This window comes from Microbispora sp. CA-135349 (assembly GCF_050947365.1).
Classification (GTDB): domain Bacteria; phylum Actinomycetota; class Actinomycetes; order Streptosporangiales; family Streptosporangiaceae; genus Microbispora.
Window position 1 is genome coordinate 5238444 of sequence record NZ_CP192001.1, and the last position, 14706, is coordinate 5253149.

13 protein-coding genes are annotated in these 14706 nt (G+C 73.1%); 7 read left to right on the forward strand and 6 right to left on the reverse strand.

What is annotated here, in order from left to right:
• Positions 1-306: 306 nt before the first annotated feature.
• Positions 307-720 (reverse strand): Imm7 family immunity protein, encoded by a 414-nt coding sequence (locus tag ACQPZZ_RS24180; protein ID WP_432922328.1) that lies wholly within the window; start codon positions 718-720, stop codon positions 307-309.
• A gap of 178 nt (positions 721-898) precedes the next feature.
• Here ACQPZZ_RS24180 and ACQPZZ_RS24185 point away from each other — a divergent pair, with 178 nt between their 5' ends.
• Positions 899-2404, forward strand: coding sequence for a peptide MFS transporter (locus tag ACQPZZ_RS24185; protein ID WP_432922331.1), 1506 nt, complete (start codon positions 899-901; stop codon positions 2402-2404).
• Between the two features lie 10 nt (positions 2405-2414).
• Here the strand turns inward: ACQPZZ_RS24185 and ACQPZZ_RS24190 are convergent, their stop codons facing one another.
• Positions 2415-3836 carry a PLP-dependent aminotransferase family protein gene (locus ACQPZZ_RS24190; RefSeq protein WP_432922334.1) on the reverse strand — a complete coding sequence of 474 codons (1422 nt, stop codon included), beginning with the start codon at positions 3834-3836 and terminating at the stop codon, positions 2415-2417.
• Between the two features lie 64 nt (positions 3837-3900).
• On the opposite strand from ACQPZZ_RS24190, the gene ACQPZZ_RS24195 reads away from it, so the two are divergent.
• From ACQPZZ_RS24195 to ACQPZZ_RS24210, 4 genes are read left to right on the forward strand one after another with little or no spacing between them, the layout of a single operon-like run.
• Complete coding sequence (locus tag ACQPZZ_RS24195; protein WP_432922337.1) at positions 3901-4602, forward strand: YczE/YyaS/YitT family protein; 702 nt, start codon at positions 3901-3903, stop codon at positions 4600-4602.
• Positions 4599-5135, forward strand: coding sequence for a hypothetical protein (locus ACQPZZ_RS24200; RefSeq protein ID WP_432922340.1), 537 nt, complete (start codon positions 4599-4601; stop codon positions 5133-5135). The genes ACQPZZ_RS24195 and ACQPZZ_RS24200 overlap by 4 nt, the downstream gene beginning before the upstream one ends.
• 35 nt (positions 5136-5170) lie before the next feature.
• Positions 5171-6973 (forward strand): glycoside hydrolase family 15 protein, encoded by a 1803-nt coding sequence (locus ACQPZZ_RS24205; protein WP_432922343.1) that lies wholly within the window; start codon positions 5171-5173, stop codon positions 6971-6973.
• 32 nt (positions 6974-7005) lie between these two features.
• A complete protein-coding gene (locus ACQPZZ_RS24210) occupies positions 7006-8778 on the forward strand; it encodes a glycoside hydrolase family 15 protein (protein ID WP_432922345.1) in 1773 nt (590 codons plus the stop codon).
• Here ACQPZZ_RS24210 and ACQPZZ_RS24215 read toward each other — a convergent pair.
• Both ACQPZZ_RS24215 and ACQPZZ_RS24220 read right to left on the reverse strand, forming a co-directional pair.
• Positions 8760-9641: a GNAT family N-acetyltransferase gene (locus ACQPZZ_RS24215; protein WP_432922348.1), complete on the reverse strand. Its 882-nt coding sequence runs from the start codon at positions 9639-9641 to the stop codon at positions 8760-8762. The genes ACQPZZ_RS24210 and ACQPZZ_RS24215 overlap by 19 nt on opposite strands.
• 53 nt (positions 9642-9694) lie before the next feature.
• Complete coding sequence (locus tag ACQPZZ_RS24220) at positions 9695-10678, reverse strand: LacI family DNA-binding transcriptional regulator (protein WP_432922351.1); 984 nt, start codon at positions 10676-10678, stop codon at positions 9695-9697.
• Between the two features lie 124 nt (positions 10679-10802).
• Between ACQPZZ_RS24220 and ACQPZZ_RS24225 the strand changes: the two genes are divergently transcribed.
• Together ACQPZZ_RS24225 and add are read left to right on the forward strand one after the other, a co-directional pair.
• The gene (locus tag ACQPZZ_RS24225; protein WP_432922354.1) at positions 10803-11756 is read left to right on the forward strand and encodes a nucleoside hydrolase; all 954 of its coding nucleotides are present in this window, start codon (positions 10803-10805) and stop codon (positions 11754-11756) included.
• Complete coding sequence (gene add, locus ACQPZZ_RS24230) at positions 11753-12754, forward strand: adenosine deaminase (protein WP_432922357.1); 1002 nt, start codon at positions 11753-11755, stop codon at positions 12752-12754. The genes ACQPZZ_RS24225 and add overlap by 4 nt, the downstream gene beginning before the upstream one ends.
• Positions 12755-12774: 20 nt before the next feature.
• On the opposite strand, the gene ACQPZZ_RS24235 is transcribed toward add, so the two are convergent.
• On the reverse strand, positions 12775-13680 hold the full coding sequence (locus ACQPZZ_RS24235; RefSeq protein WP_363641148.1) for a hypothetical protein: 906 nt from the start codon (positions 13678-13680) through the stop codon (positions 12775-12777).
• A gap of 45 nt (positions 13681-13725) precedes the next feature.
• Entirely contained in the window at positions 13726-14688 is a 963-nt protein-coding gene (locus ACQPZZ_RS24240; protein ID WP_432922360.1) for a S66 peptidase family protein, read from the reverse strand.
• Positions 14689-14706: the final 18 nt, after the last annotated feature.

Sequence of the window (14706 nt, forward strand, 5' to 3'; positions counted from 1 at the left end):
GCAGTTGAGGATCGGCACGCCGAGAAGCGGGGAGTTCAGCGTCGGCTCGGTATGGCGCCCGAAGGCGAGAGCGTGGGCCGGAGTTCCGTCACCCAAGGTCAGGGCGGTGGAGGGCCTGCTCACGAAGACGTTCCCACGCCGGGCCTGTGGCCGTTTCCGTTTCGACGGACCACGCGTCGTCGGGCGACCACGGCTGCCACAGCCGGAACAGGGTCCTGCCGCCGGCCTCGATCGCGTGCCCCTCAGGCAGACGGCTTCCGGCTGAGGCGGGGTCATTCGGCCGATGATCGCGCCCATCGAGCGGATTCACCCGGAGACGGAACCGTCCCACTCGTCTTCCAGCGTCGGAACGGCGGGAGACAGCAGCACGTCGGCGTGTTCGGTTACCGCGCCGCGTACCAGCCTGAAGACGCGGAACTCGTTGTGGTGCTCGGGATCCTCGTCGTCCCACACGTACAGCAGGCCGAACGAACCCGGGGCGATGTCGCCGACGCGGGCGAACAGGTCAAGGATCATCCTCCCCCACGTCCCCCGATGGTTGGACATGCCGCCCACATGGAGGAAGGGGGTGCCGTTCATCCAGCGTAGATCGAGCAGTGCGCCGTCCCCCAGATCGTCGACGAGGCGCCGGATGGCCGCGACCTGTCTCCGCAGCGACTCGTCGTCGTCATCGAGGCCGGCCGTCTCGCGGATGGTCACCCACCCGTGATACAGGAACATGCGCCCAGGCTAGTCACGCTCGACCTGGCTGCGGTGCTCGGCCGCGTCCCTGTCCCGGCCTCCGCGCGCCCGGGGCCGGGGACCCCCTCGATCGCGTCCGAGCCGGCACGACATCCGGACAAATAGGACATAAAGGCAGGTAAGGTACGGGGACGATGCGTGACCGGGGGGAGAACGCATGGCATCCGGAAGATCGAATCCGCCGGTGGGCGAGCGGACGTTCTTCGGCCATCCACGGGGGCTGGCCACACTGTTCGGCACGGAGATGTGGGAGCGCTTCAGCTACTACGGCATGCGCGCCGTCCTCGTGCTGTTCCTGACCGCGCCCGTCGCGCGCGGCGGCATGGGCCTGCCCGAGACGACCGCGGTCGGCATCTACGGCGTCTACATCGCCTCGGTCTACCTGCTCGCCCTGGTGGGCGGCTGGCTCGCCGACCGGCTGCTCGGAGCCCGCAGGACCGTGTTGTGCGGCGCCCTGGTCATCATGGGCGGCCACGTCAGCATGGCGATGCCCCTCGGCGGGGGGTTCGTCTGGCTCGGTCTCGTGCTGATCGCGCTGGGCAGCGGACTGCTCAAGCCGAACATGTCGGCGCTGGTGGGCGAGCTGTACCGGCACGAGGACGACGCGCGGCGCGACTCCGGCTACACGATCTTCTACATGGGCATCAACCTCGGCGCCTTCCTCGGCATCATGATCGTGCCCTGGCTCCAGACGGGCGGCCGCTGGCACCTCGCCTTCGGCGCGGCGGCGGCCGGCATGGCCCTCGGCCTCGCGCAGTACGTACGGGGCCGGGCGACCCTGTGCGGCGCCGGCGAGGAGCCGGACCACCGGCTCACGCCCGAGGAGGAGCGCCGCTTCAAGCGCGTCGCGGGCGTCGCGCTCTCCGCGGGCGCGGGCGCGCTGGCCCTGTGGGCGCTCAGCGGCACGCTCACCGTCGACCGCTTCGCCCTGGCGCTCACCGTCGTGACGGCGGCCGTGCCGGTCGCGTACTTCGTCTTCCTGTTCTCCTCCCGCGAGGTCACCGCCGAGGAGCGCAGGGGGCTGTCCGCCTACGTGTGGCTGTTCCTCGCCGCCGCGATCTTCTGGCTCGTCTACGACCAGGCCGGCAGCGCACTGCTGCTGTTCGCCAAGCACGACACCGACCTGAACGTGCTCGGCTTCGCGATCCCGCCGGGCTGGGTGGGCAACGTGAACTCGCTCGCGATCATCATCGTCGCCCCTCTCTTCGCGCAGATGTTCCTCAAGGCGGGCACCCGGATCAGCACACCGCTCAAGTTCGCGGTCGGCCTGGTGATCGTCGGGCTGAGCTTCGTCGTCATGTCGGTCGCGGCCGGCGTCGCCTCGGGCGGGGTGAAGGTCTCGATCATGTGGCTGCTGTCGGTCTACCTCATCCAGACCGTCGCCGAGCTGTTCCTCAGCCCGGCCGGGCTGTCGGTCACCAACAAGCTCGCACCCCGGGCGTTCGAGAACCAGCTCATGGGCCTGTGGTTCCTCTCGATGGCCCTCGGCGACTCCGTCGGCGGTCAGGCCTACCGGCTGACCAGGGTCGTGCCGATGCCCGTGTACTTCCTCACCCTCGCGCTCGCCGCGATCGCGGCCGGGCTCGTGATGCTGATGTTCGTCCGCAGGCTCCGCGCGCTGATGGCCGAGCACCACCTGCCGCCCGTACCCACGTCCACCTGAGCGGCAGTGCTCACAGGGTCGGCGTGAGCGGCTCCCGCGGGCGATAGCCGGCGGGGTCGCGGGCGATGCGGCGCACCGCCTCCTCCATCACGGCCGGCGGCTGAGTGAACGGCAGCCGCAGGTGCCGCTCCAGCGTGCCGTCCACGCCGAACCACGGCCCCGGCGCCAGCCGTACGCCGCGGGCCGCGGCGGCCTCGGCGACCGAGCGCGCCACCGGCCCGTCGAGCCGCACCCACAGCGAGCCGCCGCCGCGCGGCGGCGTGAACGCCCAGGTGGGCAGCTCCTCGCGCAGGACCGCGGCGAGCGCCGCGCACGACGCGCCGAGCGTGCGGCGGCGCTCGGCGCGCGCCTCCTCGATGCGCTCGAACAGGTGCGCGACCACGAGCTGCTCGAAGACGCCGCCCGCGATGTCCACGGCGGCGCGCAGCCCGGCCAGGCGGCGGACGGTCGCGGCGCCCGCCCGGATCCAGCCGACCCGCAGGCCGCCCCACCACAGCTTCGAGGCCGACCCGACGCTGATCACCCGGCCGTCGGTGTCGAACGCGGCCAGCGGCGCCGCACGCGCCGCGTCGTCCAGCGCCATCTCGGCCCAGCTCTCGTCGGCGATCAGCGTGACGCCGTGGCGGCGGGCCGCGTCCACCAGCGCGCCGCGGTCGGCGTCGGACATCAGATGTCCCGTCGGGTTCTGGAAGTCGGGGATGACGTAGGCCAGGCGGGCGGCCGACTGGCGCATCGCGCAGCTCACCAGGTCGAGATGCCAGCCGTCCTCCTGGACGCCCACCGGCACCAGGCGGGCTCCCCGCAGCCGCGCCGCGTCGATCGCGTGCGGATAGGTCGGCGACTCGACCATCACCGCGTCGCCCGCGCCGGCGAACGCGGTCATCAGCAGATGGACGGCGTGCTGGGCCCCGGCCGTGACGAGGATCTGCTCGGGCCGGGTGGGCAGCCCCCGCTCGCCGTACCTGCGGGCGATCGCCTCGCGCAACGGCGCGAGCCCGGACGGGTGGTAGCCCATGCCCAGCGCGTACCGGTGGTAGGCCCGGCCCGCCTCCTCGATGGCCTCGCCCAGCAGCGCGGTCGCCGGGGGCGCGGCCGCGTGCAGCGGCAGCAGCCCGTCGTCGTCGGACGCGAGCCACGGATTGTCGGTGCCGAGCACACCCGCGTCGGGCAGGGCCGTGCGGCTGCCGGACCCCTGCCTGCTCTCCAGGTAGCCCTGCTCGCGCAGCCGGTCGTACGCCGCGGTCACGGTGGTGCGGCTCACGCCGAGCGCCTCGGCCAGGTGCCGCTCGGCGGGCACGCGCACCCCGACGGCGAGCCGCCCGTCGAGGACCAGGCCGCGCACGGCCTCCGCGAGCGCCCTGTAGTAGGGCCGGGCCTCGGAGGGCACCCGGACGAGCCGGGCGAGCTGGGGAGCACTGAGATGCCGATCCATAAAGGCCAATTTCTCCGATTGGCTCTTTTCTCGCAACCCCACCGGCCTGCACGATGGGCCGACTATGACCGAACTCCCATCTCCCCCACCCCCGCTCGCTCCCGCTTCCCCCTCCCCCACCCCCGCTCGCTCCCGCTTCTCCCTCCCCCGCCCCCGTTCGCTCGCGCTGCGGCTCGTCCGCCTCTACGCCGGGCTCGTGCTGTACGGCGCCGGGATCGCCCTGCTCGTCAGGTCCGGGCTGGGCCTCGACCCCTGGGAGGTCTTCCACCAGGGCATGTCGGTGCGCACCGGGTGGTCGATCGGCCTGTGCATCAACCTGGTGGGCGCGCTGGTGCTGCTGCTGTGGATCCCCCTGCGGCAGCGGCCCGGCCTCGGCACGATCAGCAACGTCCTGGTGGTCGGCACCAGCGCCGACGGGGTGATGGCGCTGGTCCCGGCGCCCGCGGCCTGGCCCGTCCAGTGGGCCTTCCTCTTGAGCGGCATCGTCGCCATCGCCGCCGCCTCCGGGCTCTACATCCACGCGGGCTTCGGCCCGGGGCCGCGCGACGGCCTGATGACGGGCCTCAACCGGCTCGGCCTGTCGATCCGGCTCGCCCGCACGGTCGTCGAGATCGGCGTGCTCGCCGTGGGCTGGCTGCTCGGCGGCACGGTCGGGATCGGCACGGTCGTGTTCGCCCTGGCGATCGGCCCGGTGACGCAGGTCTTCATGAAGCTGTGGGCTCCCGCCGGGGACACCGCCCGGCCACCGGGTACGAAGCCGTCATGATGAGGCGCGCGGTGTGGGAAGGCCTGGTCTCCGGGGCGGCCGGGGCGGCGGTGATGACCCTCGGCGAGAAGGTGGAGCAGCGCCTGACCGGGCGGCCCGGCTCCCACGTCCCGGCGCGGGTCCTCGAACGCCTGACCGGCATGGCCGAGCGCTCCGGGCGCGCGTCCGACGTCGTGAACTGGGCCATGCACTACGGCGAGGGCGCGCTGCTGGGGGTCCTGCGCTCCGTGATGGCCCATGCCGGGCTGCGGGGCCCGTGGTCGTCGGCGAAGTTCGCCGTGGTGCGGCTCACCAACGACCAGATCCTGGAGAACGCCACGGGAGTCGGCGCACCGCCTCCTTCCTGGCCCCGTCTCGAACTGGCCGTCGATCTGCTGCACAAGACCGTCTACGCCTTGGCCACCGGGGTCGTGGCCGACGCTCTGGCGGGCCGTACGGGACCGGGCCCGGGGCAGCGGCACGCGCGGATGCGCCCGGGGCGGCAGGCGGACGTCGGGCCGCTGCCGAGGGAGGAGGCCCACGCCCGGCCCTGAGGGGACACGCCGTACGGCGCGGAGGAGGTGAGCGCATGCGGATCGAGGACTACGCACTGATCGGCGACACGCAGTCGGCCGCCCTGATCGGCCGGAACGGCTCGATCGACTGGTTGTGCCTGCCGCGCTTCGACTCCCCCTCCTGCTTCGCCCGGCTGCTCGGCGACGAGTCCAACGGCTTCTGGCGGCTGGCGGCCGCGGGACGGGACAGGGCCGCCCGACGGGCCTACATCGAGGACTCGCTGGTGCTCGCGACCGACTGGGAGACCTCCACGGGAACGGCCAGGGTGATCGACTTCATGCCGGTCAGGTCCGGCAACCCGGACCTGGTCCGGGTGGTGGAGGGCCTGTCGGGGATCGTCGAGATGACGACCGAGATCCGCATCCGCTTCGACTACGGCCGGATCGTGCCGTGGGCCCGCCGGGCGGGCGGCCATCTGCACGCCATCGGCGGGCCCGACTCGGTCTGGGTCCACTCGCCCGTTCCGCTGCGCGGCGGCGACTACCGGCACGAGGCGACGTTCACGGTGACCGCCGGGCAGCGGATGCCGTTCGTGTTCACCTGGCACCCCTCACATCAGCCGCAGCCCCGGGCCATCGACCCTCTCGCCGAGCTCGGCCTGACCGTGCGAGCGTGGCAGGACTGGGCCGCCCGATGCGGCTACCACGGGCCCTGGCGTGACGCCGTGGTCCGCTCGCTGATCACCCTCAAGGCGCTCACCTACAGCCCGACCGGCGGCATCGTCGCGGCGCCGACCACCTCGCTGCCCGAACGACTCGGCGGGGTACGCAACTGGGACTACCGCTACTGCTGGCTGCGCGACGCGGCGATGACGCTCGACGCGCTCCTGCGGGCCGGGTACGTCGAGGAGGCGGACGCCTGGCGCGTGTGGCTGCTGCGCGCCATCGCCGGCCGCCCCGAGGACCACCAGATCATGTACGGCGTGGCCGGCGAACGCCGCCTGCCGGAGATGACGCTCGACTGGCTCCCCGGCTACGAGAACTCGGCCCCCGTGCGGATCGGCAACGGCGCCGCCGGCCAGTTCCAGCTCGACGTCTACGGCCAGGTGGTCAACGCCCTCTACCGGGCGCGCAAGCGGGGCATGCCGCCCGACGACTACACCTGGGCGCTGCTGGTGAAAGGGGCCGAGTTCCTCGAACACAACTGGGACCGGCCGGACGAGGGACTGTGGGAGGTGCGCGGCCCCCGCCGCCACTTCGTCCACTCGAAGATCATGGCGTGGCTCGCCATGGACCGCATGACCCAGGGGGCCGCGGAGCTGGGCCGTACCGGACCGTTCGACCGGTGGTGCGCCCTGCGCGACCGCATCCACGCCGAGGTCTGCGACAAGGGCTACGACCCCGAACGCAACACCTTCACCCAGTCCTACGGCTCACGGGAACTGGACGCCGCCCTCCTGCAGATCCCCATCGTCGGCTTCCTGCCCCCCGACGACCCCCGCGTCATCGGCACCGTCGAGGCCGTCGAACGCGAGCTCACGAGCGACGGCTTCGTCCTGCGCTACCCCGTCGCGGAAGTCAACCCCGTCGACGGCCTGCCCGGCGGCGAAGGCGCCTTCCTCGCCTGCAGCTTCTGGCTCGCCCAGGCACGCGCCATGATCGGCCGCCACGACGAGGCCGTCGAACTCTTCGAACGCCTCGTCGCCCTGTCGAACGACGTCGGCCTCCTCGCCGAGGAATACGACCGTGAAACAGGCCGTCAACTCGGCAACTTCCCCCAGGCCTTCACCCACGTCCACCTGATCCACACCGCCCAGGCGCTGAGCGAAGAGGTCGGCGGGGGTCTGTCGCAGGTGCGCCGTACGCGTCCACGATGAGAGGACCGCCTCCTGCGGGTAGCGTGACGGGCATGCGGATCGAGGACTACGCCCTCGTGGGCGACATGCAGTCGGCCGCCCTGATCGGCCGTGACGGCTCGATCGACTGGCTGTGCCTGCCGAGGTTCGACTCCCCCTCCTGCTTCACGCGGCTACTCGGCGACGAGTCCAACGGCTTCTGGCGCCTGGCCCCCGCGGGCCGCGAGCGGGCCGCGCGCCGCGCGTACGTCGAGGACACGCTCATCCTGGAGACCGTCTGGGAGACGCCCACGGGCGCGGTCAAGGTGATCGACTTCATGCCGCCCCGGCACGCCAACCCCGACCTCGTACGGATCGTGGAGGGCCTGTCCGGCACCGTCGAGATGACGACCGAGATCCGCATCCGCTTCGACTACGGCCGCATCGTCCCCTGGGTGCGCCGCAGCAACGGGCACCTGCACGCCATCGGCGGCCCCGACTCGGTCTGGATCCACTCGGGCGTCCCGCTGCGCGGCGGCGACTACCGGCACGAGGCGACCTTCACGGTGACCGCCGGGCAGCGGGTGCCGTTCGTGTTCACCTGGCACCCCTCACATCAGCCGGAGCCGGAGCGGATCGACCCGCTGGAGCAGCTCACCGAGACCAGGCTCCTGTGGGAGGAGTGGGTCTCCCGGTGCGGTTATCGGGGCCCGTGGCGGGAGGCCATGGTCCGCTCGCTGATCACCCTCAAGGCGCTCACCTACAGCCCGACCGGCGGCATCGTGGCCGCGCCGACCACCTCGCTGCCCGAGCATCTCGGCGGGGTACGCAACTGGGACTACCGCTACTGCTGGCTGCGCGACGCGGCGATGACGCTCGACGCGCTGACCGGCGCCGGATACGTCGAGGAGGCCGCCGCCTGGCGATCCTGGCTGCTGCGCGCCATCGCCGGCCGTCCCGAGGACGTCCAGGTCCTGTACGGCGTGGCCGGCGAACGCCGCCTTCCGGAGATGACCCTCGACTGGCTGCCGGGCTACGAGAACTCGGCCCCCGTGCGGATCGGCAACGGCGCCGCCACCCAGCTGCAGCTCGACATCTACGGGGAGTTCGTCGACGCCCTCTACCAGGCGCGCAAGCAGGGCATGACGCCGGACAACCACGCCTGGGCCCTGGTGACGAAGGTCATGGAGTTCTTCGAGCACAACTGGGACCAGCCCGACGAGGGGCTGTGGGAGGTGCGCGGCCCCCGCCGCCACTTCGTCCACTCCAAGGTCATGGCCTGGGTCGCCGCCGACCGGATGGTCCGCGTCATCGAGGAGCTGGGCCGGCGCGGCGACGTGGAGCGCTGGCGCGCCCTGCGCGACCGCATCCACGCCGAGGTCTGCGACAAGGGCTACGACCCCGAACGCAACACCTTCACCCAGTCCTACGGCTCACGCGAGCTCGACGCCGCCCTCCTGCAGATCCCCATCGTCGGCTTCCTGCCCCCCGACGACCCCCGCGTCATCGGCACCGTCGAGGCCGTCGAACGCGAGCTCATGACCGACGGCTTCGTCCTGCGCTACCCGGTGGCGGAAGTCAACCCCGTCGACGGCCTGCCCGGCGGCGAAGGCGCCTTCCTCGCCTGCAGCTTCTGGCTGGCCGAGGCCAGAGCGATGATCGGCCGCCACGACGAGGCCGTCGAACTGTTCGAACGCCTCGTCGCCCTCGCCAACGACGTCGGCCTCCTCGCCGAGGAATACGACCCCCGATCAGGCCGTCAACTCGGCAACTTCCCCCAGGCCTTCACCCACATCCACCTGATCCGCACGGCCCAGGCGCTGGCCCGCTACGCCGAGAGGCGGTAGCCGAGGCTCCTGGCGCACTCGCGGAACCCCAGCGACCGGTACAGGCGCGCGGGCACCGGGTAGGCGTCGTCGCCGCGCGGGCTCACCACCGCCCTCCGTGCGCCCGCCCGCCGCGCCGCCTGCAGCGCGGCCAGGCAGACGGCCCGCGCGACGCCGTGCCGGCGATGGCCCGGCACGGTGCCCGCCGGTTCGATCCGGGCGGCCCGGTTGGCCTCGTCCAGCCACACCAGGCAGAACCCCGCGGCGCTCCCGTCCGGCGCCTCGGCCATCCAGTCCAGGTCCGGCCGGTACGGCCAGGCCTCCCGTACGGCCCGGTAGCTCTCCTCGGTCACCCGCGACGGATGGAACGCCGCCCGGTGCGCGGCGACGCGTCCCGGGACGTCGGCGTCGCCCACCGCGCGCAGGCGGTATCCGGCGGGCGGGCCCGGATCGGGCAGGCCGTCGTCCAGGTCCATGACCATGTGCAGGAAGAAGGGGCCCTCGTCTGTACGGCGGTAGCCGTGCCGGTCGAGCGCCGGAAACAGGTGGGTCTCGGTGCTGGAGACCACGACCGTGCGGGCCGGCCCCGGAGCCTGGGCGGCGAACCAGTCCAGGACCTCGTCGGCCAGCGAGGCGTGCGCGGGATCGGCGAGCAGACTCAGATGCCCGGCATCGGCCCACCCCCAGGCCGCGGTCCGGCCGCCGGCACTCCAGAGCATGGTCGCCCACTCATGCTTCCTGCCGGTGTGCTGGAAGCGTTCCCACGCCAGGTCGCCGACGTGCCAGGTCGCCCCGGGTGACCACACCCGTCCGGCGAGATCCTGCATGGCACGCAGATCCTCCGCGCCGGCGTACGGCCTGCGGTCGAAGTCTTTGATCGCCATGCGGCCAGTCTGATCCCGCGCGGGCGTCCCCCGCACGCGATTTTCGGCGCGGGTCATGCGTCACAGCCGCAGCTGCGCCGCGGGACGAGACGTGCGGCGGGAAGCGACGCGTTCGGGGGCTCGCGGTCGAGGAGCAGCGCGACGGCCTGCTCGGCCATGTCGTCCAGCGGTTGCTCCGTCACGCTGAGCGCGGGGGCGGTGTAGGCGCTGTCCGGGGTCCCGTCGCAGCTGATCAGGGCGAGTCGGGCGGGGACGGCCAGCCCCGCGGCCGACGCGGCGGCGAGGACCCCGATGGCCTGTTCGTCGGTTGCCGCGATCAGGGCGCCCGGCATCGTCCCCCCGGCGATCAGCTCGGCCGTCAGCCGCGCCGCCGCGTCCCGCGAGTAGTCGCAGCGCAGCAGCAGGGGTTCGAGGCCCGCGGAGGAGACGAGGCGGTGCCAGGCGTCCCGGCGTTCGGCGACCGGACCGGCGTCGTGGGGACCGGACAGGAAGGCGATGCGCCGGTGCCCGTGGCCCCGGAGGTGCTCGACGGCCGCGCGGACCGCGGCGTCGTTGTCGGCGGACACGAGCGGAGCCTTACCCGGGACCGGCCGGTGATGGACGTAGACGGACCGCACGCCCGCCTCGACCGCCTCGGCCGCGACGTCGCCGCCGCCGTCGGCGGAGACCACGACGAGACCGTCGACCTGCGCCGCGAGGAAGCGCTCCACCAGGTGCTGCTGCCGGTCGGGGCGGTAGCCCGCGTTGCCCGTCATCATCAGCGTGTCCCGCCGGTCCAGCGCACGCTCGATGCTCCGCGCCAGGGCGGCGAAGTAAGGGTTGGATGCGTCGGCCAGGACCAGGCCGACGACCCCGGTGGTGCCGGCCCGCAGCGCCCGGGCTATCCGGTTGGGGCGATAGCCCAGCTCGGCGGCGGCGGCGAGGACCCGCTCCCTGGTCGCCGGAGCCACCGGGCGCGGGCCGTTGTTCATCACGTAACTGACCACCGCCGTGGACGTGCCGGACCGTCGGGCGACGTCCGCGAGCGTGACGGCCAATGGACGCTCCTTTCCTGTACGGCTTGCATCCTCTCATCTAAACGATTAGAACTGCCATCCGACGTTCTTTGCGATCGGCTCCACCTCCTCCAGTTCCGTCACCCTCCGTCCAGAAAGTCGCGGCATGCCCCCGATACCTCTCCTGATCGACACCGACACCGGGTCCGACGACGCCGTGGCCCTCCTCCTGGCGGCCGCCGGCGGCCTGGCCGACGTGCGGGCCGTCACCACCGTGGCCGGCAACGTCCCGCTGCCGACGGCCACCCGCAACGCGCTGATCTCCCTGGAGATCGCGGGAGCGGCCGACGTCCCCGTCCACGCGGGGTGCGACCGCCCGCTGCTGAGACCCCTGTCCACGGCCCAGCACGTGCACGGGCAGGACGGCATGGGCGACATCGGCCTGCCCGGCCCGCGGCGCGGTCCCGAACCTGGCCACGCGGCCGACGTCCTGCTGTCCCACGCCCGGCGGTTCCCGGGCGAGCTGACCCTGGTCACCCTGGGCCCGCTGACCAACCTCGCCGCCGCCCTCCTGCGGGAGCCCGGCCTGCTCGGCGGCTTCCGGCACGTGTACTGCATGGCGGGCGCGGCGGACGCCCACGGCAACGTCTCCGCCACCGCGGAGTTCAACGTGTGGGCCGACCCCGAGGCGGCGGGCGTGGTCCTGCGGGCGGCGCGCCCGGACAAGGTCACCTGGATCGGCTGGGACGTCTCCCGCAAGTACGCCGTGATGACGCCGGAGGACCAGCGGCGGCTCGAACGGCTGGGCACCCCCATCGCCGCCTTCGCCCATCGGATCAACCGGACGGTCGCAGAATGGGCGCGCGAGGTCACCGGCCTGGCCGGTTACGACCTGCCCGACCCGATCGCCATGGCCGTGGCGCTGCGGCCCGATCTGGTCCTCGAACAGGAGCGGGCACACGTGACGGTCGCGCTCGGCGACGAGACCCGCGGGCAGATGATCGTCGATCGCCGCCGTGCGGCACCTGAGCCCAATCTGACCATGGTGCGCCGCGTCGACGAGGCCGGCTTCAAGGACCTGCTGTTCGCCACGTGCGCCGGAACGGGCCGGGCCGCATGACGCTCCCATCGTCCATCCCACGGGCGGAAGGGCGCTTCGAGCTGCACTGCCATCTCGACGGCTCGGTCCGCCCCGCCACGGTCGCGGACCTCGCCAGGGCTCAGGGGATCACGCTGACGCGCCCCGCGCACACGCTCGTGACCGCGCCCGCCCGATGCGGCAGCCTGACCCGGTTCCTCACGTTCATCGACCTCCCGTTGCGCGTCCTGCAGACGCCGGACGCGCTGCGACGCGCGGCACACGAGCTCGTCGAGGACTGGCACGCGGACGGCGTGGTGTACGGGGAGGCGCGTTTCGCCCCGCAGCTGCACGGCCGTCAGGGCCTGACCCAGGATGAGGCGGTGAAGGCGGTCGCCGCCGGTCTCGCCTCCGGCGCGGCGGCGACCGGCGTACGCACCGGGCTGGTGCTGTGCTGCCTGCGGCATCAGACGCCGGACGAGAGCGTCGCCGTCGCGGAGACCGCGGTGCGCCACCGGGACAAGGTGGCCGGGCTCGACCTGGCCGGCGACGAACGCCTGCATCCGGGCGCTCCGCACCGCCCCGCCTTCGCGGTCGCCCAGGCGGCGGGACTGCCCTGCACCGTCCACGCGGGCGAGGCGGCGGGCCCGGAGAGCGTCTGGGAGGCGATCGACGTCCTGGGCGCGCGCCGCATCGGCCACGGCGTGCGGTCCGCCTCCGACCGCGCCCTGCTCCACCGGCTCCGACGCGAGCGCATCGCGCTGGAGATGTGCCCCACCAGCAACGTCCAGACCGCCGCGGTGCCCCGGCTGGCCGATCACCCGGCTCACGCGCTCCTGATGGCGGGCCTGAGCGTCACCATCAGCACCGACACGCGTACCACCTCGGGGACGACGCTGCGCCGCGAGTTCGGGGCACTGCGGGAGGAGTTCGGCTGGACGGCCCGCGAGGAGACGGCCTGCCAGACGCACGCGGCCGGTGCCGCCTTCGCCTGGCCCGCGGCCCCGCGGGACACCCGGCAGGGCGCGGGAAGGGCCTGATCGCGGCCCCCGGGTGTGGGCTACCCCTGGCCGGCGATGCGGGCGAGGAGGCGGGCGAACTCCGGCGGCGGCGCGACGACCAGCCGGGTCTGACCGTCGTGGCTGATGAGGTCGGCCTGGATGCGGGTCAGCTTGCCCCGGCGCCACCAGTAGACGTGGGGGCTCAGCCCGTCGGCCCGGCAGGCGTGCTCCCGGTGGGCGAAGATGCGCAGGCGCTCGATCGCACGGACGACGCCGATGCCGGCCACCGGATGCACCGCGACCATGCCCCGGTGCGGCAGCACCGCGAGCATGCCGTCCTCGGGCACGTCCATGTACGCCGTGAGACGACGCAGGTGGGCCGCCGCGCTGGGCGCGGTCAGCAGCGACACCTCGGTGCCGCCGAGGTCGAGGCGCGACACGGTGGGCCGCTCGTCGGTCAGGGCGTTGCCGATCGCCACGTCGAGCGCCTCCGCCGGCGGGATCGGCCAGCAGAACGCCTCCTCCGGGCGCACCGGACGGGCGCCGATCGTCAGCACCTCGATGAGATCGGCGCTGAGGTGGCGGCCGATGATCCGGGAGGGGTCGGGGAAGGCGGGGTCGTCGGCGGCGTGGACCCGCGTCCGCAGCAGCGGCTTGATCGGCGTGAGGTTGCAGGCGTCGAACGGCTCGCCCGACACGGCGTGGGCCAGATGCTCGGAGACCAGCATCGGCCAGTCCTCGCGGGCGCGGCGCCCGGCCTCCCGGCGAAGGCCGACGAGGTTCACGACCCGCTCACGCTCCGGCGAGTTCAGCGTCAGCGACGTGCCGTCGGCCGCGAACACGCAGGAATAGCCCATGGTCTCGGCGACCAGGGCCAGCAGGGAGTCGAGATCGACGTCCTCGACGGCTCTCGGGGCGGGATGGTCCGGCCGCGTCCGGCTGAGCAGTCGCCGCAAGAGTCCCAACGCACCATCCCTTCGCCACGGCCCGGGCACATATCCGGGCGCGTCTCAGGTTGCCGCGTCAGAGTCGCGGAAGGTGCCCGCGACAGAGCACGATTCGGTCACAATAGCCACATTCGTCTCCAACCACATCGCCAACTGTGGTGCGCCGTGGCCTACCGGCAGGCCCGCGATGGTCGGCACACCCAGCGGGGCGAGGAGTTCGGCCAGCACGGGCAGCGGGTCGCCGCAGTCCACCCACGATCCCAGCACGATCCCCGCCACGCCGTCCAGACAGCCCGCCTGCAGCAGTTGTGTCACCATGCGGTCGATCCGATACGGCTCCTCGGTCACGTCCTCGAGCAGCACGACACGACCCCGCCCCCGCAGCGCGTACGGCGTGCCGCACAGGGCCGCGAGCAGGGCGAGGTTCCCCCCGGTGAGCCGGCCCTCGGCACGGCCCGGCACGATCACCCGGTCACCGGTGACGGGCGGGGGCGTGCCGCCCTCGAACAGGGCCTCCCGCAGGTGGGCGAAGGTGGCCGGCTCGGGCCCCTCCGGGCCGCCGATCGAATTGGTCGCCGGCATCGGCCCGAACAGCGTCGCCAGGCCGAGCCGGTCGGCGAAGGCCCGGTGCAGGGCGGTGATGTCGCTCGACCCGAGCAGGATCTTGGGCCCGGCCGCCGCCATGGCGTCCCAGTCGAGCAGCCCGAGCAGCCGGGTGGCGCCGTAGCCGCCCCTGGCGCAGACGACCGCCGCCACCCCGGGATCGCACCACGCGTCCTGGAGGTCGGCCGCCCGTGCGGCGTCCGGCCCGGCGAGGTAGCCGTCCCGCGCGAGGATCGACGCCCCGTGCACGACCCGCAGCCCGAGCCCGGTCAGGACCTCGGTGCCGCGCTCCACCCGTACGGGATCGACCGGGCCGGCCGGCGCGACCAGCGCGACGGTGTCCCCGGGCCGCAGCCGCCGGGGCAGGCCCGGGACCGTTACCGAGGCGTCACCGTCCGCCCCGCCGCGGAAGCGCTCGCTCACCCTTCAAAGGGTGTCAGA

Bases quoted from the DNA above. Each gene is read 5' to 3' on its own strand.
- ACQPZZ_RS24180 (WP_432922328.1), bottom strand. From the start codon at position 720: ATGTTCCTGTATCACGGGTGGGTGACCATCCGCGAGACGGCCGGCCTC.
- ACQPZZ_RS24185 (WP_432922331.1), top strand. From the start codon at position 899: ATGGCATCCGGAAGATCGAATCCGCCGGTGGGCGAGCGGACGTTCTTC.
- ACQPZZ_RS24190 (WP_432922334.1), bottom strand. From the start codon at position 3,836: ATGGATCGGCATCTCAGTGCTCCCCAGCTCGCCCGGCTCGTCCGGGTG.
- ACQPZZ_RS24195 (WP_432922337.1), top strand. From the start codon at position 3,901: ATGACCGAACTCCCATCTCCCCCACCCCCGCTCGCTCCCGCTTCCCCC.
- ACQPZZ_RS24200 (WP_432922340.1), top strand. From the start codon at position 4,599: ATGATGAGGCGCGCGGTGTGGGAAGGCCTGGTCTCCGGGGCGGCCGGG.
- ACQPZZ_RS24205 (WP_432922343.1), top strand. From the start codon at position 5,171: ATGCGGATCGAGGACTACGCACTGATCGGCGACACGCAGTCGGCCGCC.
- ACQPZZ_RS24210 (WP_432922345.1), top strand. From the start codon at position 7,006: ATGCGGATCGAGGACTACGCCCTCGTGGGCGACATGCAGTCGGCCGCC.
- ACQPZZ_RS24215 (WP_432922348.1), bottom strand. From the start codon at position 9,641: ATGGCGATCAAAGACTTCGACCGCAGGCCGTACGCCGGCGCGGAGGAT.
- ACQPZZ_RS24225 (WP_432922354.1), top strand. From the start codon at position 10,803: ATGCCCCCGATACCTCTCCTGATCGACACCGACACCGGGTCCGACGAC.
- add (WP_432922357.1), top strand. From the start codon at position 11,753: ATGACGCTCCCATCGTCCATCCCACGGGCGGAAGGGCGCTTCGAGCTG.